Source organism: Mycobacterium colombiense, from assembly GCF_001672755.1.
Classification (GTDB): domain Bacteria; phylum Actinomycetota; class Actinomycetes; order Mycobacteriales; family Mycobacteriaceae; genus Mycobacterium; species Mycobacterium colombiense_C.
Genome location: NZ_LZKI01000002.1, coordinates 13,443 through 31,799, shown reverse-complemented (window position 1 = coordinate 31,799; position 18,357 = coordinate 13,443). Strand labels below are relative to the sequence as shown.

Genomic DNA, 18,357 nt, shown 5'->3' with positions numbered 1-18,357 from the left:
CCTCGCCGCCGGTGGCGGTGTTGACGACGACACCGGCCAATCCGGCACCGATCGCGGCGGAGGTCAGCTGGACGGTGTTGATCGCAGCGGACGCGGCGCCGCCTTCGGCCGGGTCCGCAACGGAGGCCATCGCGCGGGCCGACAGGTGCGGCCAGGCCATCCCGATCCCGATGCCGGCGACCAGCAGGGCCACCGCCCACAGCGCGGCGGTCCAGGCCGAGTCGTCGCCGTGCCGGGCGACGGCACCCAGCGCCAGGCCCGACGCGGCCACCATCGGCGCCACCATGACCACCCGCCCGATCGTGCGCGGGTGCTCCAGCGATGCGCTGACGATCTCGCTCACCGTCCAGCTGACCTCCGCCGCGATCGGTGCCGGATTGGCCGGTGTCGTCGTCAACACCGCCACCGGCGGCGAGGAGATGGCGGCGCATCTGCTGTTCACGGTCTTCACCGCGTTGAGCGCGGCCGGCGTGGCGGTGTCCTACGCCGCGACACGGGCCACCCGGCAGGCCGAGCCGGTCGCGACCGGGGGCTGAGCTCAGTCGGGGTCGTCCTCGGGCCGTAAGACCGCCACCACCCCGTCCACCTCGCCGAACACCCGTTGGGCGTTCGCGATCTTGGCGCCCGACAGCGTCATCGTCACCCGCACCTCACCGTCGTCGATGTCGTGCGCGTCCGCATCGAGCTCGGTGAGCTGCCAATTTCGCTGCCCGCAGATGCGCAGCACCTCGCGCAGCATCCCCCGGCCGTTCTCGTAGATGATCTGCACCCGGATCGTCCCGCCCAGCTGCGCCGCCAGGCGCCTCTCGACCGCCTTGAAGACGAGTGCGCTGACGAAGTGCAGCGCCACCACCGCGATCGCGAGCATCAGCAGGCCTGCTCCGGTCGCCAAACCGATTGCGGCAGACTCCCATACCGCCGCGGCCGTCGTCAGCCCGTGCACCGCACCGCGCCGCGTGATGATGATGCCCGCACCCAGGAAGCCGATCCCCGAAACCACTTGGGCCGCAACACGTGACGGGTCCAGCACGTTCGTACCGGCGGACAGGACGTCGGTGAAGCCGTACTTGCTGACCAGCATGATCAACGCCGACGACGTCCCGACGATCGTCTGGGTCCGCAGCCCGGCACTCTTGCCCTGGATGGTTCGCTCCAGCCCGATGAGGGTCGTCAATCCGAATGCGACAAACAGCTCGATGACGTGCCGGACACCCTGCACGTTGCCGCCGAATAGCGGTGCGGTCAGCCAGGTCTGCATGCTTCTCAACTACCCAGCATCCGGCGCTTCACGCGGTCGGCGACGCGGAGATCACCGCGTCGACTTGACAACCTGCGAGTAGTGGAACTGCCACCGCTCGACAATGCGGAAGCCGAGGTAGCCCGGAAACCGGTACGCCGGTGCGCGCCCGAATGCGCTTCCGGGCGGTAGCGATCGCCCGGCCTGATGGTCGGGCAGCGAGTTGTCTTTATTGGTGATGGTCCAGATCGCCGGGCATTTATTGATTTTGGCCGTCGTCAGCCACACGGCGACGTGCCCGTCCCACAACGATCCGACCTTCGGGCCGTACACGCCGCGCTCCACGTCGATCAACGACCGGAAGGCGGCCGGGCGGGTGGCCAGCAGCGCACGAATCGGCCCGGGTCTCCACGGCACGGTGTTGTCCACCATCAGGCAGTCGCCCGGGGCGGCGTGGGAGCTGATCAAATCGGCGACCTGGCTGTAGTCCCAGCCCTCTTTGGCATACGGCCAGCGTTGGACGAAAAGGTAATTCGGCACCGCGGCAACGGCGAACAGCAGCACCCCGCCGGCGATGGGCCAGGGCCTGCGGGCGACGGAGACGAGGCAGACGGCCAGGACGACGGCCATCGCGGGGGCGGTGAAGATCAGGTAGCGCGGATAGTAGATCGGCTCGCTGACGGCCGAATAGATGACGACCAGCGCGGTGGGAATCACCATCCACGCCGTGGCGATGAGCAACAACCGGCGCAGGTCGCCGGCCGGGGCCGGCACGCCGGCCAACCGTGTCACGGCCGCAGCGACGATCAGGACCGCGCTCGCGACGGCGAAGGCCACGCTGTGGTCGAAGTACTGGCGCAGGATGATGTCGAACGCGTAATGCCAGCTGACGGGGTAGATCCAGTTGACCTGCCAAACCTGGTTGTGCGCGAACACCAGGAACGGCGTCATGGCCGCGACGGCGACGGCCGACGCGGCGGCCCACCAGAGCGCCGGAGACCTGCGCGCGCTCTTGGGCGCGAGCAGCGGCAGCATCGCGCCGTGCACCGGCACCAACAGCACCAGGTTGAGGTTGAGCAGTATCGACAGCATCAATCCCAGCGCGTACCAAACCCACCCGCGCGGCCTGTTCCGCCGGACGGTCACGACGAACAACACCGTCAGCCAGACGGCTGCGGCGGCCACGAAGGCGTACGGGCGCGCCTCCATGCCCGCCCACGTGGTGCGCGGCAGGATCGCGAAAATCGTCCCCGCGCACACCGCCGCGGGTCGCGTCCAGAACTGCCTGGTGAACACCGTGACGCCGGCGGCGGCGGTTCCGATCGCCAGGGAACTGGGGAAACGTGACCAGAATTCGGTAGGCGGGAACAGCGCGAACCAACCGTGCATCAGCAGGTAGTACGCGCCATGGACCGCATCGATGTGACCCAGCAACCGCCACAGCTCCGGCAAGGTCCGGCTGGCCGAAGCCGAGATCGTCGCCCCCTCGTCGAACCAGAGCGACGGCCGGCAGGCCCAGGCGGCGCTGACTACGGTGGCCAACAGGGCGATTGCCCACGGATCGAGCAACCCACCGCGCGCACGCCCGGACGCGGACTCGGCGCCGAAATCCCCGGCACGGGGCTCGACGGTGGGCTCGAGGGTGGGCATGGACATGATGCTTGTTACTGTAAGGCGCGGTTGATGGAGCGGGTCACAAACCGCGTCCGGCGCATTCGCACTTAGTGTTCACTTTCCCGAAAAGCGGCGTAATGCAATGCCTTCCGCGTCGGCCCTGCACATTCGATTGTTTTGTCATTGGCGATATTGTCCGTTGCCGCAGCCAGCGCCCGCAAATTGCGGGCGAGCCACGCCACGCGGTGTCGTTAATCTGCCTCCTGCGGATCGAGCAAACACGCTACTGTCTTGGGTTGGCTGACCAACCGAAACTGGGAGGGTAAATGGGCGCCTATCGGACTGTGGTGGTAGGAACCGATGGCTCGGATTCGTCGATGCGCGCGGTGGAGAAGGCGGCGCAGATCGCGGGAGCGGACGCCAAGCTGATCGTGGCGTCGGCGTATCTGCCCCAACATGAGGACGCCCGGGCCGCCGACGCCCTGCGGGACGAAAGCTACAAGGTTTCGGGCACCGCCCCGATTTACGCGATCCTGCGTGACGCCAAGGACCGCGCCCACGCGGCCGGTGCGCAGAACATCGACGAGCGGCCCATCGTCGGGGCGCCGGTCGACGCGCTGGTGCACCTCGCCGAGGAGGAGCAGGCCGATCTGCTCGTGGTCGGCAACGTCGGCTTGAGCACGATCGCCGGCCGGCTGCTCGGGTCGGTGCCGGCCAACGTCTCGCGTCGGGCCAAGACCGACGTGTTGATCGTGCACACCACGACGTAGCCCGATGGTGGCGACCCGCTTCGCCCGGCTACGCCGCGCTCGCGATCGCCACTGGCCGCCCGCTACCAGCCGCGCTCGCGCCATTCGCTCAGGTGCGGGCGCTCGGCGCCTAACGCCGTGTCGTCGCCATGACCGGGGTAGATGACGGTGGAGTCGTCATACACGTCGAACACCCGGGTGCTGACGTCCTCGATCAGCTGGGTGAAATCGCCCGGCTGCCACGTCTTCCCGACGCCGCCCGGGAACAGGCAGTCGCCGGTGAACAACTGGGTGACCCCGCCGGTCGCGGGCCCGCGCAGGGCCAGCGCGATGGAGCCCGGGGTGTGCCCGCGCAGGTGGATGACGTCGAACTTCAGTTCGCCGATCTGCACGGTGTCGCCGTTGCCCAGCAAACGGTCCGGTTTGACCGGCAGCGGTTCCGCGTCGATCTCGTTGGCGGCGGTCGGGGCCCCGGTGGCGGCCGCCACCGCCTCCAGCGCCTGCCAGTGATCGAAGTGCTGGTGGCTGGTCACGATCAGCGACACCTTTGGCGCGTGCTGCCGGATCAGGTCGATCAGCACGTCCGCGTCGTTGGCGGCGTCGATCAGCAGTGTTTCGCCGGTAGCGGAACAAGTGATCAGATATGCGTTGTTGTCCATGGGGCCGACAGAGGCCTTTAAAATTGTGGCGCCGGGTAGGGTCCGGCGGGCCGCGGTACCGGGGTCGACGTGTCCGGTGTAGTTGTCGTCCACTGCAGTCATACCGGTCACGCTACTGGTCAAATCATGCTTGTCGGTATGGGCACATAGCATGGAATGCGCCGTGCGCAATTCCGGTTCGGATTCCGCAGTGCGGCTACCAGAAGTCGCCAGATAGTTCCTGAGAGGGGCAGCGTTGGCTGACCGTCTGATCGTCAAGGGCGCCCGCGAGCACAACCTGCGCGGCGTCGATCTCGACCTGCCCCGCGACGCGCTGATCGTTTTCACCGGATTGTCGGGTTCGGGCAAATCGTCGCTGGCCTTCGACACGATCTTCGCCGAGGGGCAGCGCCGGTACGTGGAGTCGCTGTCCGCCTATGCCCGTCAGTTCCTGGGCCAGATGGACAAGCCGGACGTCGACTTCATCGAGGGCCTGTCCCCGGCGGTGTCCATCGACCAGAAATCCACCAACCGCAACCCGCGCTCGACCGTCGGCACCATCACCGAGGTGTACGACTACCTGCGGCTGCTCTACGCGCGGGCCGGCACGCCGCACTGCCCGATCTGTGGCGAGCGGATCGCCCGCCAGACCCCGCAGCAAATCGTCGATCAGGTGCTGGCGATGCCGGAGGGCACCCGCTTCCTGGTGTTGGCCCCGGTGGTGCGCACCCGCAAGGGCGAGTTCGCCGACCTCTTCGAGAAGCTCAACGCCCAGGGCTACAGCCGGGTGCGAGTTGACGGCGTCGTGCACCCGTTGACCGATCCGCCGAAGCTGAAGAAGCAGGAAAAGCACGACATCGAGGTGGTGGTGGACCGCCTGACCGTCAAGGCCTCCGCCAAGCAGCGGCTCACCGATTCGGTGGAGACCGCGCTGAACCTTGCCGACGGCATCGTCGTGCTCGAGTTCGTCGACCACGAACACGACGCACACAACCGGGAGCAGCGGTTCTCCGAGAAGCTGGCCTGCCCCAACGGGCACGCGCTGGCGGTCGACGACCTGGAACCGCGGTCGTTCTCGTTCAACTCGCCCTACGGCGCCTGCCCGGAGTGCAGCGGCCTGGGCATCCGCAAGGAAGTCGACCCCGACCTGGTGGTGCCCGACCCCGAGCGCACCCTGGCCGAGGGCGCGGTGGCACCGTGGTCGGCGGGCCACACCGCGGAGTACTTCACCCGGATGATGGCCGGCCTGGGCGACGAGATGGGCTTCGACGTCGACACCCCGTGGCGCAAACTACCGGCCAAGGCCCGCAAGGCGATTCTCGAGGGCTCCGATCACCAGGTGCACGTGCGGTACCGCAACCGGTACGGCCGGACCCGGTCCTACTACGCCGATTTCGAGGGCGTGCTGGCCTTCCTGCAGCGCAAGATGGCCCAGACCGAGTCCGAGCAGATGAAGGAACGCTACGAAGGCTTCATGCGGGACGTGCCCTGCCCGGAGTGTGACGGAACCCGGCTCAAGCCGGAGATTCTGGCCGTCACGCTGGCCGCAGGGGACCGGGGCACGAAGTCCATCGCCGAGGTCTGCGAGCTCTCGATCTCGGACTGCGCGGACTTTCTGAACGGGCTCACCCTCGGCCACCGCGAGAAGGCGATCGCCGGGCAGGTGCTCAAGGAAATCCAGTCGCGGCTGGGCTTTTTGCTCGACGTGGGGCTGGAGTACCTGTCGCTGTCCCGCGCCGCGGCAACGCTGTCCGGCGGTGAGGCGCAACGCATTCGGCTGGCCACCCAGATCGGGTCCGGTCTGGTCGGCGTGCTCTACGTGCTCGACGAGCCGTCCATCGGGCTGCACCAGCGCGACAACCGTCGGCTCATCGAAACTCTCACGCGGCTCAGGGGTTTGGGTAACACGCTGATCGTCGTCGAGCACGACGAGGACACCATCGCGCACGCCGACTGGATCGTCGACATCGGCCCGCGGGCCGGTGAGCACGGGGGCGAGATCGTGCACAGCGGCACCTACAGCGAGCTGCTGGCAAATAAGGATTCGATCACCGGCGCTTACCTCTCGGGCAAGGAACGCATCGAGATGCCGGCGAAACGGCGCGTGGTCGACCGCAAGCGTCAGCTGACCGTCGTCGGCGCCCGCGAGCACAATCTGCGCGGCATCGACGTCTGTTTCCCGCTCGGCGTCCTCACCTCGGTGACCGGAGTGTCCGGATCCGGCAAATCGACGTTGGTGAACGACATCCTGGCCGCGGTGCTGGCCAACCGGCTCAACGGTGCCCGGCAGGTCCCCGGCCGGCACACCCGGGTCACCGGGCTGGATCACCTGGACAAGCTGGTGCGGGTGGACCAGTCACCGATCGGTCGCACGCCACGATCCAACCCGGCCACCTACACCGGGGTGTTCGACAAGATCCGCACCCTGTTCGCCGCCACCACCGAGGCCAAAGTCCGTGGCTATCAACCGGGCCGGTTCTCGTTCAACGTCAAGGGCGGCCGCTGCGAGGCGTGCACCGGCGACGGCACCATCAAGATCGAGATGAACTTCCTGCCCGACGTGTACGTGCCGTGCGAGGTCTGCCACGGCGCCCGGTACAACCGGGAAACGCTGGAGGTGCACTACAAGGGCAAGACCATCTCCGAGGTGCTCGACATGTCCATCGAGGAGGCGGCGGAGTTCTTCGAGCCGATCACCGGCATCCACCGCTACCTGCGCACCCTGGTCGACGTGGGGCTGGGATATGTGCGGCTCGGCCAGCCCGCGCCCACGCTGTCCGGCGGCGAGGCGCAGCGCGTCAAGCTGGCCGCCGAACTGCAGAAGCGCTCGACCGGGCGCACGGTGTACATCCTCGACGAGCCCACCACGGGCCTGCATTTCGACGACATCCGCAAACTGCTCAAGGTCATCAACGGCCTTGTCGACAAGGGCAATACGGTCATCGTCATCGAGCACAACCTGGACGTGATCAAGACGTCGGACTGGATCGTCGACATGGGGCCGGAAGGCGGCGCCGAGGGCGGAACCGTTGTCGCGGAAGGCACTCCGGAGGACGTCGCCGCCGTGCCGGAGAGCTACACCGGGAAGTTCCTCGCCGAGGTGATCGGCCGCAGCCCGGCGCCGTCCAGCGCTCCGCGGCGATCGAACCGGCGCCGCAAAGTCACCGCCTGAGCCCGGTCATCCCTGATCGGGCCGCATCGACTCCCGGATCTGGGCCAGCCGCTCGGCCGCGGCACGCCGGCGTTCGTCGTATTGTTCGTCGACCGAACGGCCTTCGGATGTTTCCGCATCGAGTTCGGCGGCGCCTTGCGCGGTCGCATACCGCGCCTCGATCTGGTCGCGCACCGACTCGAAGGTAGGCACACCGGCGTCGTCGTATTCGGGGACGGGACCGGTGGGGCTGGGAGTGACTGGTTCGTCGGGCATGCCGTCACGGTACTGCGACGACGGATCGAAATGCCGCGTCGCGTTTTGATGCGGCGGCGTCAATTTCGAGGTCGCGGCACTACAGCGGGTCCCGGCGGCCAATACAAATGCGCCGCAAGAGCCTTTTCGAGACCCATTGCCCTCGCGCTGCAGTCGAATTCGTCCGCTTATGTCACAATCCCTTTGGTTAATTTGTCGCGAGTCAAATTAACAAACGATTCAGAGGCGTTCAAAAAATTACTCGTTAGTAACAGCGAATAGGCGGAGGTCACGTATGGAAGCGGTGCAAATCACGGGGCTCGGGATTGACGGTCCGTGGTCGGAATCGGGGTTTGGTTGGCGCGATTACACGACGGGGTGCTGGGTCACCGCAGCGACGCCGGCCGCGGAGCCCGATCTGTGGAATCAGTACCTGGATGGCGCGCTGAACAGCTATCTCCGGCACGGGCTGGATTGGGTGCTCGACCTCGACCAGATTCAGGATGGAACCGACACGTCCCTGTTTTTTGCTGCGCTTGACCCGCAAGGGCGAGTCGTCGGAGGTACGCGTGTGGTCGGGCCTTTGCGCTCGCCGGAGGACTCCCACGCTCTCGAGGAATGGAAAGGCAACCCGGGCCTTCCGTTGCTGCGCCATATGATTTCCAACCGGCTTCCGTTTGGCGTCGTGGAGGTGAAAGGCGCGTGGACCAATTCTCGCGAATATGGCAATCGCGCGCTGTCCACCGTGCTGGCCCGCACCGCGTTGCCGATGATGACTTTGCTGGGTGTTCAGTTCGTGATGGCTACCGCGGCGGCTCACGTGCTGGAGCAATGGCAGTCCTCCGGGGGCGTCGTGGCTAACCGCGTACCGGCGGCGGCCTATCCCACCGAGGATTACCGGACCAAGGTGATGTGGTGGGATCGCCGCACCCTTGCCACACATGCCGAGCCGGCACAATTTAAGCTGATGTGCGCCGAGAACGCCGAAATCCTCAGCCGCATCTCGGCGTAGGTGAGGTCGGGTCTACGCCGTTGGGAGTTGGATGGGCCATAGCTACGAGCGCCACGAGGCCGGCGGTGCAGTGGTTCTCGCTGACGAGATCCCCGCGGACCGCGAGGTACTGGAACGGCTCAGAGCGACACCGGGTATCGACTTCATCGACCGGTCAGGCCCCGATTCGGCGGACGCGGACGCCGGCGGCCGGTGGGCACACTTCCCGTGGCGCAATGCCGTTGTGCGGATCGCCGGCCCGCGGGCGTTTGCTGCGGCCCGGCTAGACCGCAACCGGCATCTGATCACCTCCGCCGAGCAGGAGCGGCTGCAACGCCTGCGCATCGGCATCGTCGGCCTCAGCTCAGGTCACGCGATCGCGTACTGTCTGGCGGCGCAAGGGCTTTGCGGCGCATTGCGATTGGCCGACGGTGACACGCTGGAGCTGTCCAATCTGAATCGGGTCCCGGCGACGGTGCTCGATCTCGGCCTCAACAAAGCCACCGTCGCCGCACGGCGGATCGCGGAACTCGATCCGTACCTGAGGCTGGAGGTGTTCACCTCCGAGGTGACCGCCGAACTCGTCGACGAGTTTCTGGACGGACTGGATGTGCTGATCGACCAAGCGGATTCGCTGGACATCAAGGTCTTGCTGCGCGAGGCGGCCCGCAAGCGTGGCATCCCGGTGCTCATGGCCACCAGCGATCGGGGTCTACTCGATGTGGAGCGCTTCGACATGCGGCCGCAGCCCTCGGTGATGCACGGGTTGCTGAGCGACATGGACACGACGGCGCTGAGCGGATTGTCGACCCGGGACAAGCTGCCATACCTGTTGCGCCTTTTGGACGCTCGGCAATTGTCGGCGCGTGGGGCGGCCTCGCTGGTAGAGGTCGGACAGACGTTGCGCGGGTGGCCTCAGCTGGCCGGCGACATCTGGGTAGGTGCCGCCGCGGTGGCCGAGGCGGTGCGCCGGATCGGGCTGGGCGAGCCGCTGCGGTCCGGCCGGGTCCAGATCGACATCGCGAGCGCGCTCGACGGTCTCGTCCCGCCCGCGGCGGGCGATGCCGCCTTACCTGCACCGGCCGATGACGTCGCCGGAGTCTCCGCGCCGGGCGCAACGAAAGCCGGGATCGCCGAAGCCGTTGCGAGCGCGGCGATCCGCGCCCCTTCCGGCGGCAACGTCCAGCCGTGGCGGATCGCCATGGACGACACCTCGATTCAGCTGCTGCTGGCCGCCGAGGATTCGGCGACCATGGACGTCGAATTTCGGGCCAGCGCGGTCGCGCTGGGCGCGGCCATGTTCAACGCGCGCGTCGCGGCGGCCGCACACGGCGCGCTGGGCCCGGTCAGCTTTCGTGACGACCACCCGTCCACCGCGCTGCACGGCGAGATGCGGTGGGGCGACGGTGACGACCCCGAACTGGCGCAGCAGTACCGGGCGATGCTGGCCCGGCAAACAAATCGCCACCCGGGTTGTGCCGTCGCGGTCCCGCCGGAAACCGCCGAGCGTCTGGCGGCCGCCACGGCCGCTGAGGGCGCGCGGCTGCGACTCATCACCGATCGCGACCAAATCGTCGCCGTCTCAGGCATACTGGCCGAAGCCGACCGCATCCGTTATCTGACCCCTCGCCTGCACGCGGAAATGGTGTCGGAGCTACGTTTTCCGGCTGACCCGTCACCGGAGACAGGAATCGATGTCCGTGCCCTGGAACTGGATGCCGGTGAGTTGGCGGCCCTGGAACTCGTCCGGCGCCCCGATGTCATGGTCGAGCTGGCGCGCTGGGATGCCGGTGGGGTGCTGGGCGACGTCACCCGCCAGCGAGTCACGGCCAGCGCGGCACTGGCGGTGGTCACCGTGACGGGTTCCGCGCTCACCGATTACGCCCGCGGGGGCGCCGCGCTGGAGGCACTCTGGATCGGCGCCGAACGCAGCGGCTTCGGCGTGCATCCGGTGTCGCCAGTGTTCCTGTACGCGCACGACGACAACGACTTCCAGACCCTGTCGCCCACTTACGCCGAGGAACTCAAAGGGCTGCAGGGCGCCGTCCGGGCTCGCGCCGGGCTCGGTGCCGGTGAGCACGAAATCCTGGTGCTGCGCCTGGTGTCCGGTCCGGCGCCGTCGGTACCGGCAAGGCGCCGCTCGCTGCGCGACAGTCTGCGCGCGCAAGGCTAAGCGGACATGGAGAACAGCGAAAACGGCGCTGCGCCAAAGACTCTGGCCACCATCGTCACGTCCGTGGCGACCAAGCTGATGGGCGCAACCTCGGCCACCGCGGCAGATATCAGCACGGAGATACTGGCCGAATTGGTGGCGATCCTCGACGTGGACGTGAGTTTCCTGCGCTACAACGACCACCACATCCACGCCACCGTCCTGGTGGCCGAATGGCCGCCGCGCCCGGACATACCCGACCCCGATCCGCTGCACACGATCTACTTCGCCGACGCCGACCCCATCTTCGCCATGTGCGAACACGCCAAAGAACCGATCGTGCTGCGTCCCGAATCCGCCAACGAGGACTACCAGCGCACCATCTCGGAGGCGAGCGGCATTCCGGCGATCTCCCTGTCGTCGGTCCCGCTGCTCTCCGGGGACGTCACCACCGGCGCGCTGGGTTTCGTGAAGTATGGTGATCGGGCGTGGACGCAGGATGAGCTGAATACGCTCACGGTGGTCGCCACCATGTTCGCCCAGGTGCAGGCCCGTTTGATCGTCGAGGACCGGCTGCACTACCAAGCCGAGCACGATGACCTGACGGCCCTACCCAACCGTCGAACCCTGTTGGCGCATCTGAACTCTCGCGTCGTCGAAGGGCGGTCGGGCCCGGTCGCCGTGCTGGTCTTCAACCTCGACCGGCTCAAGGCGATCAACGACTACCTCGGCCACGCCGCCGGTGACCAGTTCATTTGTGACTTCGCCGCCCGGACCACCGAGGCCATGCAGGGAACGGGCATGATCGCCCGGCTCGGCGGCGACAAATTCGTCGTCGTCCCCGCACCGGCGATGGATCTCGAGGCCGCCCAACGACTTGCCGAGTCGTTGCGAACCCAGGTCAAGGACCACGTGACCATCGACGGGGTGGTCCTCAATCGCACCGTGAGCGTCGGCGTCGCAACGGGTGCGCCCGGGACGGACTCGAGCCTGGATCTACTGCGGCGTGCCGACGAAGCGCTGATCGCGGCCAAGGGCAGCGGGGGAGACAGCATCGGGGTGTTCTCCGCCGAGATGCTCACCCGTCGCGAACTGCGCAACGACATCGAGCTGCACCTGCAGGCCGGGATCGAATCGGATGCGCTCACCGTCGCGTACCTGCCCGAGGTCGACATGCCGTCCGGAAAGATCCTGGCGGTCGAGGCGTTGGTGCGCTGGCAGCATCCCACCCGGGGCCTGCTTCATCCGGACGAATTCGTTCCGGTGGCCGAATCCATCAATCTCGCTGCGGAACTCGGCAACTGGATGCTGAATGCGGCGTGCGCTCACCTGGCGCAGTGGCGGGCACAGGGCGTGGGGCGCGACATCATGCTGCGCGTCAACGTCTCACCGGCCCAGCTCGTCGCGCACGACCTGGTCAACACCGTTGCCCGCACGCTGGAGAAGTTCGGCCTCGACGGCTCGTCGATCGGGCTGGAAGTCACCGAAAGCCTGCTCATCCAGGACCTGGTGAACACCCGCAGCACGCTGCTGGGCCTCACCGAACTCGGGATCAATATCGCCATCGACGATTTCGGCACCGGGTTCAGCGGGATGGGTCTGCTGCGGACGCTGCCGGTGGGCACGCTGAAAATCGACCGCGGCTTCGTGCTGGATCTCGCCACCTCCGCCGACGACCGCGCCATCGTGCGGGCGATCATCGGCCTGGCCCAGGCGCTCGGCCTGGACGTCGTCGCCGAAGGCGTCGAGTCCGAAAGCGCGGCCTGCGTGCTTCTCAACGAAGGTTGTTCGCGCGCACAGGGTTTCCTGTTCTGCCAACCCATTCCCGCGGAGGAGACCCGGCGGCTGCTGGCCGAGGGCTCGGTTCCGGTCCGGATCGACCGAGCGGAGCCGCGAGCCCGCTAGCGCGATCGACGGTCGAAATACCGGACCATCTGTTGCCAGTAGACCAGCGTCAGCGCCATCTGCACCGCGACGGCGATCACCGCCGGGCGCAGCCGATGCCGGCGCGCGGCGACCAGCGCCACCAGCGCGGCCGCCGACGTCGCCGAGCTGACCAGCACCGCCGCGTCGCGGGGCCGACCGCTGATCCACAGCTCTTCGCCCAGCATCGCCCGCGTCGACCATGCGCGGTGATGCGCCGGCTTGCCGAATACCACGGGATTCACGGCCAGCCACAACGCAATCCACACCGCGTGCGCCCGTCGTCGCGTCCAGACCGGGATCAGGATCAGTGGCGTGCTGGCCCACCGGCTCCATGCGCTGAACGGATGGCAGTGCCGCGCGAAGACGGCGCGCCGAACCCGCGCGACGGACAGCACGGTCGCTATCGCCTGGCGGAGTTGGAACGCTCGGCCGGGACGACCACCGGGGCACCGGCAATGGGCGCGGACGCGGCGGGCAACGGCGTCCGCGGAATTCCCGGGGTGCCGAGCTCCCCGGCGAGCCAGGGCAGCGAGGCCGCGAACGCGCGGTCCGCGAATGGCCAGTCGTGCTTGCCGGGCTGCGGCACCACCGCGCAGTCGATTCCCTCGGAACGGCCGAGCGCACACAGCGAGTAGGCGGCGGCGCTCTGATTGCCGGGATTGGCGGCCGCCTCGCGTCCGGCGAGCCGGATGGCGCCGCTGTCGGTCAGCTGCAGGTCGCGGCGTGGGGTGGGCGGGCCGTCGGACGAGATCGCGAACCAGCCGGCCACGTCGCGATAAGGGCCGTGTCGGTTGATCACCGTGGTCGGATCGAAAGCCGCCCAGGCGTCGGCGTTTCCGCCGAACAGCCTGGCGATGGATTGGGCCTTGCTGCCTGCGTTCGGGAAGAAATCGCCGGCGACGTCGACGAACGCGCTGAACATGTCGGGGTGCATAACGGTCAGATCCACGGCGCAGGTCCCGCCCATCGACCAGCCCGCGACGCCCCAGTTGGCCCGCTGCGCGCTGACGCCGAAACTCGAAATCATGAATGGCACAACATCTTTGGTCAGGTGGTCGGCCGCGTTGCCCCGGACCCCGTTGACGCATTCGGTGTCGTTGTTGAACGCGCCGCCGGAATCCACGAACACCAGCACCGGCGCCTTGCCGTCGTGCGCGGCGGCGAAGTCGTCGATCGTCTTGACCGCGTTGCCCGCCCGGGTCCAGTCGGCCGGCGTGTTGAACTGCCCGCCGATCATCATCACGGTCGGCAGCGGCGGGGGTGGGGTGGTCGCGAACCATTCGGGCGGCAGGTAGACCAGCTCGCCGCGGTGTTTGAAGTGCGACCCGTCCGAGGGGATCGCCACCGGCACCACGGTGCCGTGCGCCGGCCGGATTCGGTTGGCGGCCATCGCGGTAACGGTGGCCCGATCGGTTTGATCGGGCAGCGGGCCCGACGTCAGCTGGCTCCACGCCGACTGCACGGTGGGGAAGTAGCCCACCCAGAGGTTGAGCGTCAGCGCCGTGCTGAGCAGGCACAGGGGCACGGCAAGCACCGCGGCGCCGCGCCGCCAGCGGCGCGCGGTGGTCCAGCCCAGCACCAGCACCGCCGCCGCCATGCCCGTCAGCGTGACCCAGAGCCACAGGGCGGGCGGGGCGGGGTCGTCGGAGAGCCCCCGGTCGACGATGTACCAGTGCGTCAGGTACGCCGCCACCCCGCCGGCCAGCGCGGCCGCCGGCATCCACACCGTGCGCCAGCGGCGCGACCGCCAGCCGACCGCCAACGTCAGCACCACCGCGGCGAGTACCTGGATCGTCGCGGGCACCCAGCCATGCATCAGCGAGGTGTGGCTACTTGCCAGGAACTGCGCGGGAGCGCTGTCCATCGAGGCTGTCACGTGACTCATTGTGATCTATTGGTAACCCGCCTGGAACACATTCACCTAATGTTCGCTCTGGGCTTTCTGGACGGTCGCGGCCTCAGCTATGCGGCTTGGCCAGCGGAAATGGCAATGTTTCGCGGATACTGCGGCCCGTTATGAGCATGACGAGCCGATCGATGCCCATGCCCAGGCCACCGGTGGGCGGCATCGCGTATTCCATCGCCTGCAGGAAGTCTTCGTCGAGCTCCATCGCCTCGGGATCCCCGCCGGCAGCTAACAGCGACTGCTCCTGCAGCCGGCGGCGCTGCTCGACCGGATCGGTGAGCTCGCTGTAGGCGGTGGCCAGCTCGACGCCCCACGCCACCAGGTCCCACCGCTCGGCGACGCCCGGCTCGCTGCGGTGCGGCCGCGTCAGCGGCGACACCGAGGTCGGGAAGTCGATATAGAAGGTCGGCTCCTCGGTCCGATCCTCGACCAGGTGCTCGTACAGCTCCAGCACCACCGCGCCCGCATCCCAGTGCGCCCGATAGGGGACGTGCGCGGCGTCGGACAGCTTGCGCAGGGCGGACAGCGACGTCGCGGGGTCGATGTGCTCGCCGAGCGCCTCGGACACGGCGTCATGGACGGTCTTGACGGTCCAGACCCCGGAGATGTCAACCGGTTCCAGCCGGCCGTCGGTGCCCTGCCGCATCACGATCTGCTCGCCGTGCGCGGCCTGGGCGGCGTTCTGGATGAGCTCGCGGCATCCGTCGATCCATACCCTGTAGTCGGCGTGGGCCTGGTAGGCCTCCAGCAGGGTGAATTCCGGGTTGTGGCTGAAATCCACACCCTCGTTGCGGAAGGCCCGGCCCAATTCGAACACCCGCTCCACGCCGCCGACGCACAGCCGCTTCAGGTAGAGCTCCGGCGCGATGCGCAGGAACAGGTCCAGGTCGTAGGTGTTGATGTGCGTGACGAAGGGCCGGGCGGTGGCTCCACCGTGGATCTGCTGCAGGATCGGGGTCTCGACCTCGATGAAGTCCTTGGCGAACAGCGTCTGCCTGACCGAGCGCAACACCTCGCTGCGCGCCTTGATCAACTCGCGCGACTCGGGGTTGACGGCCAGGTCGACGTAGCGGGTCCGCACCCGCGCCTCCGGGTCGGTCAGCCCCTTCCACTTGTTCGGCAACGGCCGCAGGCACTTTCCGATCATCCGCCAGTCGGCGACGATCAGCGAGCGGCTTCCCTTCTTGGAGAAGCCCATGTGCCCGGACACCTCGACCAGGTCGCCCAGGTCGATGGCCGCGGTGAAGTCGGCGGTTCGTCCGCGCTGCAGCTGCGAATTGTCCAGCAGCACTTGCATTTCCCCCGACCAGTCACGCAGCTGGGCGAACAGCACGCCGCCGTAGTCGCGGATCCGCAAAATCCGGCCCGAGACGGTGATGGTGTCCCTGTCGTCCGCATCGAGCGCGTTGGCGACGGTGTGGCTGGGCGGAGTTCCGACCGGATACGCGTCGACGCCGTTGCGCTGCAATATCTTGAGCTTGGCCAGCCGCACCCGCACCTGTTCGGGCAGCCGAGATCTGGTCTCCTCCTCGTCGGCGGTCTCGCGGCGCTCCCGCAGCCCGCTGACGTCCGGGGCGCTGCCGTCGTGGTGCAGCAGTCCGGATTCCGCCAGTCGCGGCGGGACGGCGGGGTAGTGGCCGGTGTGCGTCTTGCGCCGGCCGAACGGCAACACCAGGAATCCCTCGGCGAGGGCCGAGGCGACGCCGACCCGCGGGATCAGGCGGGCGTCCTCGTAGCAGGCGTACCGCGGCACCCAGTCGGGCTGGTACTTCATGTTCGAGCGGTACAGCGTTTCCAGCTGCCACCACCGCGAGAAAAACAGCAACAGCCCCCGCCACAGCCGGGCGACGGGACCGGCGCCGAGCTGGGCGCCCTGTTCGAACGCCGAGCGGAACATCGCAAAGTTCAGTGAAATGCGGGTGATGCCAAGGGCTTCGGCGTTGAGCGCCAGGTCGCTGACCATCAGCTCGATGGTGCCGTTGGGGGACTGCGGCGAACGGCGCATCAGGTCCAGGGAAACGCCGGTGGTGCCCCACGGAACCAGCGACAGCATCGCCACGACGCTGCCGTCCCGGTCCAGCGCTTCGACCAGCAGGCAGTCCCCGTCGGCGGGGTCGCCGAGCCGGCCCAGCGCCATGGAAAACCCGCGCTCGGTCTGGGTATCCCGCCAGGCGTCGGCGCGGGCGATGGTGTCGGCCATCTCGTCGGCAGCGATGTCGCGGTGCCGCCGGATCCGCACGGTCAGCCCAGCCCGGCGGGCCCGGGTCACGGCCTGACGGACCCCGCGCATGTCGGGGCCGGACAGCTTGAAATCGGAAGTCCGCAGGATGGCCTCGTCGCCGAGTTCGAGCGCGTTAAGGCCGCCCTCGCGGTAGGCCCGCGCGCCCTGCGTGCTGGCGCCCATCACGCCGGGCGCCCAGCCGTAGGTCTGGCACAGACCCAGCCAGGCGTCGACGGCTTGGCCCCAGGCCCGGGGATCACCGATCGGGTCGCCGCTGGCCAGGCACACGCCGATCTCGACCCGGTAGGTGATGGCGGCGCGGCCGCTCTGGGCGAACACCACCGACTTGTCGCGGCGGGTGGCGAAGTAGCCCAGCGAGTCGTTCTTGCCGTACAACTCGAGCAGCCCGCGGATCGCCGATTCGTCCTCGCCGGTCAGCGCATTCTCGGCGCGTTGGGACTGGAAGAGCACGATCGTCGCCAGGATCAGCGCCAGCGCACCGAACAACCCGAAGATCGCGTTGAGGAACACGTGCGGCCGGCCGGTGAACAGGTCCGGGTCCGCCAGAGCGAACCCGACCACCCGGTTGGCCACATACGGGAGGCGGTCCGGGCGGGCCAGCGTTCCCGGGAACAACTCGACCAGCCCCCAGGACACCAGGATCCCCACCACGTCGCCGGCGACGAGCACCGCGGCCGCCTTGACCAGCGCACCCTTGCGGACCTTGGCCCAGAACTCCCGGTAGGCCAGCACCAGCAGGACGATCGCCACGACGTGTACGGCGAACCCGAGGTTTTCGCCGAAGACCTCGGCGGCGGTGTTGTCGCCCGCAGCGATGTCGGCGGCGTTCAGCGCGGCGGCCAGGATCATGTTGGCCAGCAACAGCAGCCAGGCGATGCGCTTGCGCGCGGTCAGCGCCGCGGCCAGCAGGGCCAGAATGAACGACCACGCGATGCTGGTGTCCGGGAAGTTGAACAGATAGTTGTTGATGAACTCGCGGGGGACCTTGATCAGATACCTGATCAGCGGGGACACGCTCCCGAGCAGCGACACGGTGGCGATGACGCCCACAGTCCATCCGGCCGCCGCCGGCACCCAGCGATACCGCGAGTTCGACCGACTGCCGGGCCCCAAACGCGGCCCCGAACGAGGAGATGCGAGTGTCACAGACCGCGAGGATATGCCCTCAATCCGTGAAAAGCTTGTCGAAGCGCTAAGTGTGGCGGGCACGAGTTTGGGACCGCATTTCGGGCCGCGCCGAGCCCCGTCGCAGTGCGGTCGCCCGGCCGAAGTGCTAAAAGCCACCTCAAGGCTGCTAAACTTGCGGCTGCGACCATCCCGGCGAATGCCAGGAACAGTTAAGTGGAGTCCCACTCCCACCGCGCGCCGACGAAATCCCTGAGCGGATCTTCCAAGGTTCAGCGGTCCGGTCACAGGCATCGCGGATGCCTGTTCCGCGGGCAACGCGGGCGGCTCGATTGGTTTCCAGCCGCGATCGGTCGGCATTGGGCCCTGCT

The 18,357-nt window shown here is 67.8% G+C and carries 13 protein-coding genes and 1 pseudogene; 6 read left to right on the top strand and 8 right to left on the bottom strand.

The window, feature by feature from the left end:
* Positions 1-397: pseudogene (locus A5708_RS00145) on the bottom strand (MFS transporter); the annotation flags it as partial.
* Between A5708_RS00145 and A5708_RS00140 the strand changes: the two are divergent.
* Complete coding sequence (locus tag A5708_RS00140) at positions 285-536, top strand: hypothetical protein (RefSeq protein WP_065026678.1); 252 nt, start codon at positions 285-287, stop codon at positions 534-536. The pseudogene A5708_RS00145 and the gene A5708_RS00140 overlap by 113 nt on opposite strands.
* A 2-nt stretch (positions 537-538) precedes the next feature.
* Here A5708_RS00140 and A5708_RS00135 read toward each other — a convergent pair whose 3' ends face one another.
* Both A5708_RS00135 and A5708_RS00130 read right to left on the bottom strand, forming a co-directional pair.
* Positions 539-1,258: an MgtC/SapB family protein gene (locus A5708_RS00135; RefSeq protein WP_065026677.1), complete on the bottom strand. Its 720-nt coding sequence runs from the start codon at positions 1,256-1,258 to the stop codon at positions 539-541.
* 51 nt (positions 1,259-1,309) lie between these two features.
* Entirely contained in the window at positions 1,310-2,893 is a 1,584-nt protein-coding gene (locus A5708_RS00130) for a glycosyltransferase family 39 protein (protein WP_065026676.1), read from the bottom strand.
* Positions 2,894-3,177: 284 nt separating this feature from the next.
* Between A5708_RS00130 and A5708_RS00125 the strand changes: the two genes are divergently transcribed.
* Entirely contained in the window at positions 3,178-3,621 is a 444-nt protein-coding gene (locus A5708_RS00125) for a universal stress protein (RefSeq protein ID WP_007776105.1), read from the top strand.
* A gap of 62 nt (positions 3,622-3,683) precedes the next feature.
* On the opposite strand, the gene A5708_RS00120 is transcribed toward A5708_RS00125, so the two are convergent.
* Complete coding sequence (locus A5708_RS00120) at positions 3,684-4,361, bottom strand: MBL fold metallo-hydrolase (protein ID WP_065026675.1); 678 nt, start codon at positions 4,359-4,361, stop codon at positions 3,684-3,686.
* A 133-nt stretch (positions 4,362-4,494) separates the two neighbouring features.
* On the opposite strand from A5708_RS00120, the gene uvrA reads away from it, so the two are divergent.
* Positions 4,495-7,410 (top strand): excinuclease ABC subunit UvrA, encoded by a 2,916-nt coding sequence (uvrA, locus tag A5708_RS00115; RefSeq protein WP_065026674.1) that lies wholly within the window; start codon positions 4,495-4,497, stop codon positions 7,408-7,410.
* A gap of 6 nt (positions 7,411-7,416) precedes the next feature.
* Here uvrA and A5708_RS00110 read toward each other — a convergent pair whose 3' ends face one another.
* Entirely contained in the window at positions 7,417-7,665 is a 249-nt protein-coding gene (locus A5708_RS00110; RefSeq protein WP_065026683.1) for a hypothetical protein, read from the bottom strand.
* Positions 7,666-7,939: 274 nt separating this feature from the next.
* Here A5708_RS00110 and A5708_RS00105 point away from each other — a divergent pair, with 274 nt between their 5' ends.
* Genes A5708_RS00105 through A5708_RS00095 form a run of 3 tightly spaced genes read left to right on the top strand, consistent with a single transcriptional unit; the run spans position 7,940 to position 12,692 of the window.
* A complete protein-coding gene (locus tag A5708_RS00105; RefSeq protein WP_065026673.1) occupies positions 7,940-8,656 on the top strand; it encodes a hypothetical protein in 717 nt (238 codons plus the stop codon).
* Positions 8,657-8,687: 31 nt separating this feature from the next.
* On the top strand, positions 8,688-10,808 hold the full coding sequence (locus A5708_RS00100) for an Rv1355c family protein (protein ID WP_065026672.1): 2,121 nt from the start codon (positions 8,688-8,690) through the stop codon (positions 10,806-10,808).
* A 6-nt stretch (positions 10,809-10,814) separates the two neighbouring features.
* A complete protein-coding gene (locus A5708_RS00095; protein WP_065026671.1) occupies positions 10,815-12,692 on the top strand; it encodes a putative bifunctional diguanylate cyclase/phosphodiesterase in 1,878 nt (625 codons plus the stop codon).
* On the opposite strand, the gene A5708_RS00090 is transcribed toward A5708_RS00095, so the two are convergent.
* The 3 genes from A5708_RS00090 to lysX form a co-directional block, all read right to left on the bottom strand.
* Positions 12,689-13,108 (bottom strand): DUF6653 family protein, encoded by a 420-nt coding sequence (locus tag A5708_RS00090; RefSeq protein WP_196772480.1) that lies wholly within the window; start codon positions 13,106-13,108, stop codon positions 12,689-12,691. The two genes, A5708_RS00095 and A5708_RS00090, sit on opposite strands and share 4 nt — an antisense overlap.
* Before the next feature lie 5 nt (positions 13,109-13,113).
* Positions 13,114-14,598 (bottom strand): alpha/beta hydrolase, encoded by a 1,485-nt coding sequence (locus A5708_RS00085; RefSeq protein ID WP_196772479.1) that lies wholly within the window; start codon positions 14,596-14,598, stop codon positions 13,114-13,116.
* A 73-nt stretch (positions 14,599-14,671) separates the two neighbouring features.
* Positions 14,672-18,007, bottom strand: coding sequence for a bifunctional lysylphosphatidylglycerol synthetase/lysine--tRNA ligase LysX (lysX, locus tag A5708_RS00080; RefSeq protein ID WP_419538286.1), 3,336 nt, complete (start codon positions 18,005-18,007; stop codon positions 14,672-14,674).
* Between the last annotated feature and the right edge of the window lie 350 nt (positions 18,008-18,357).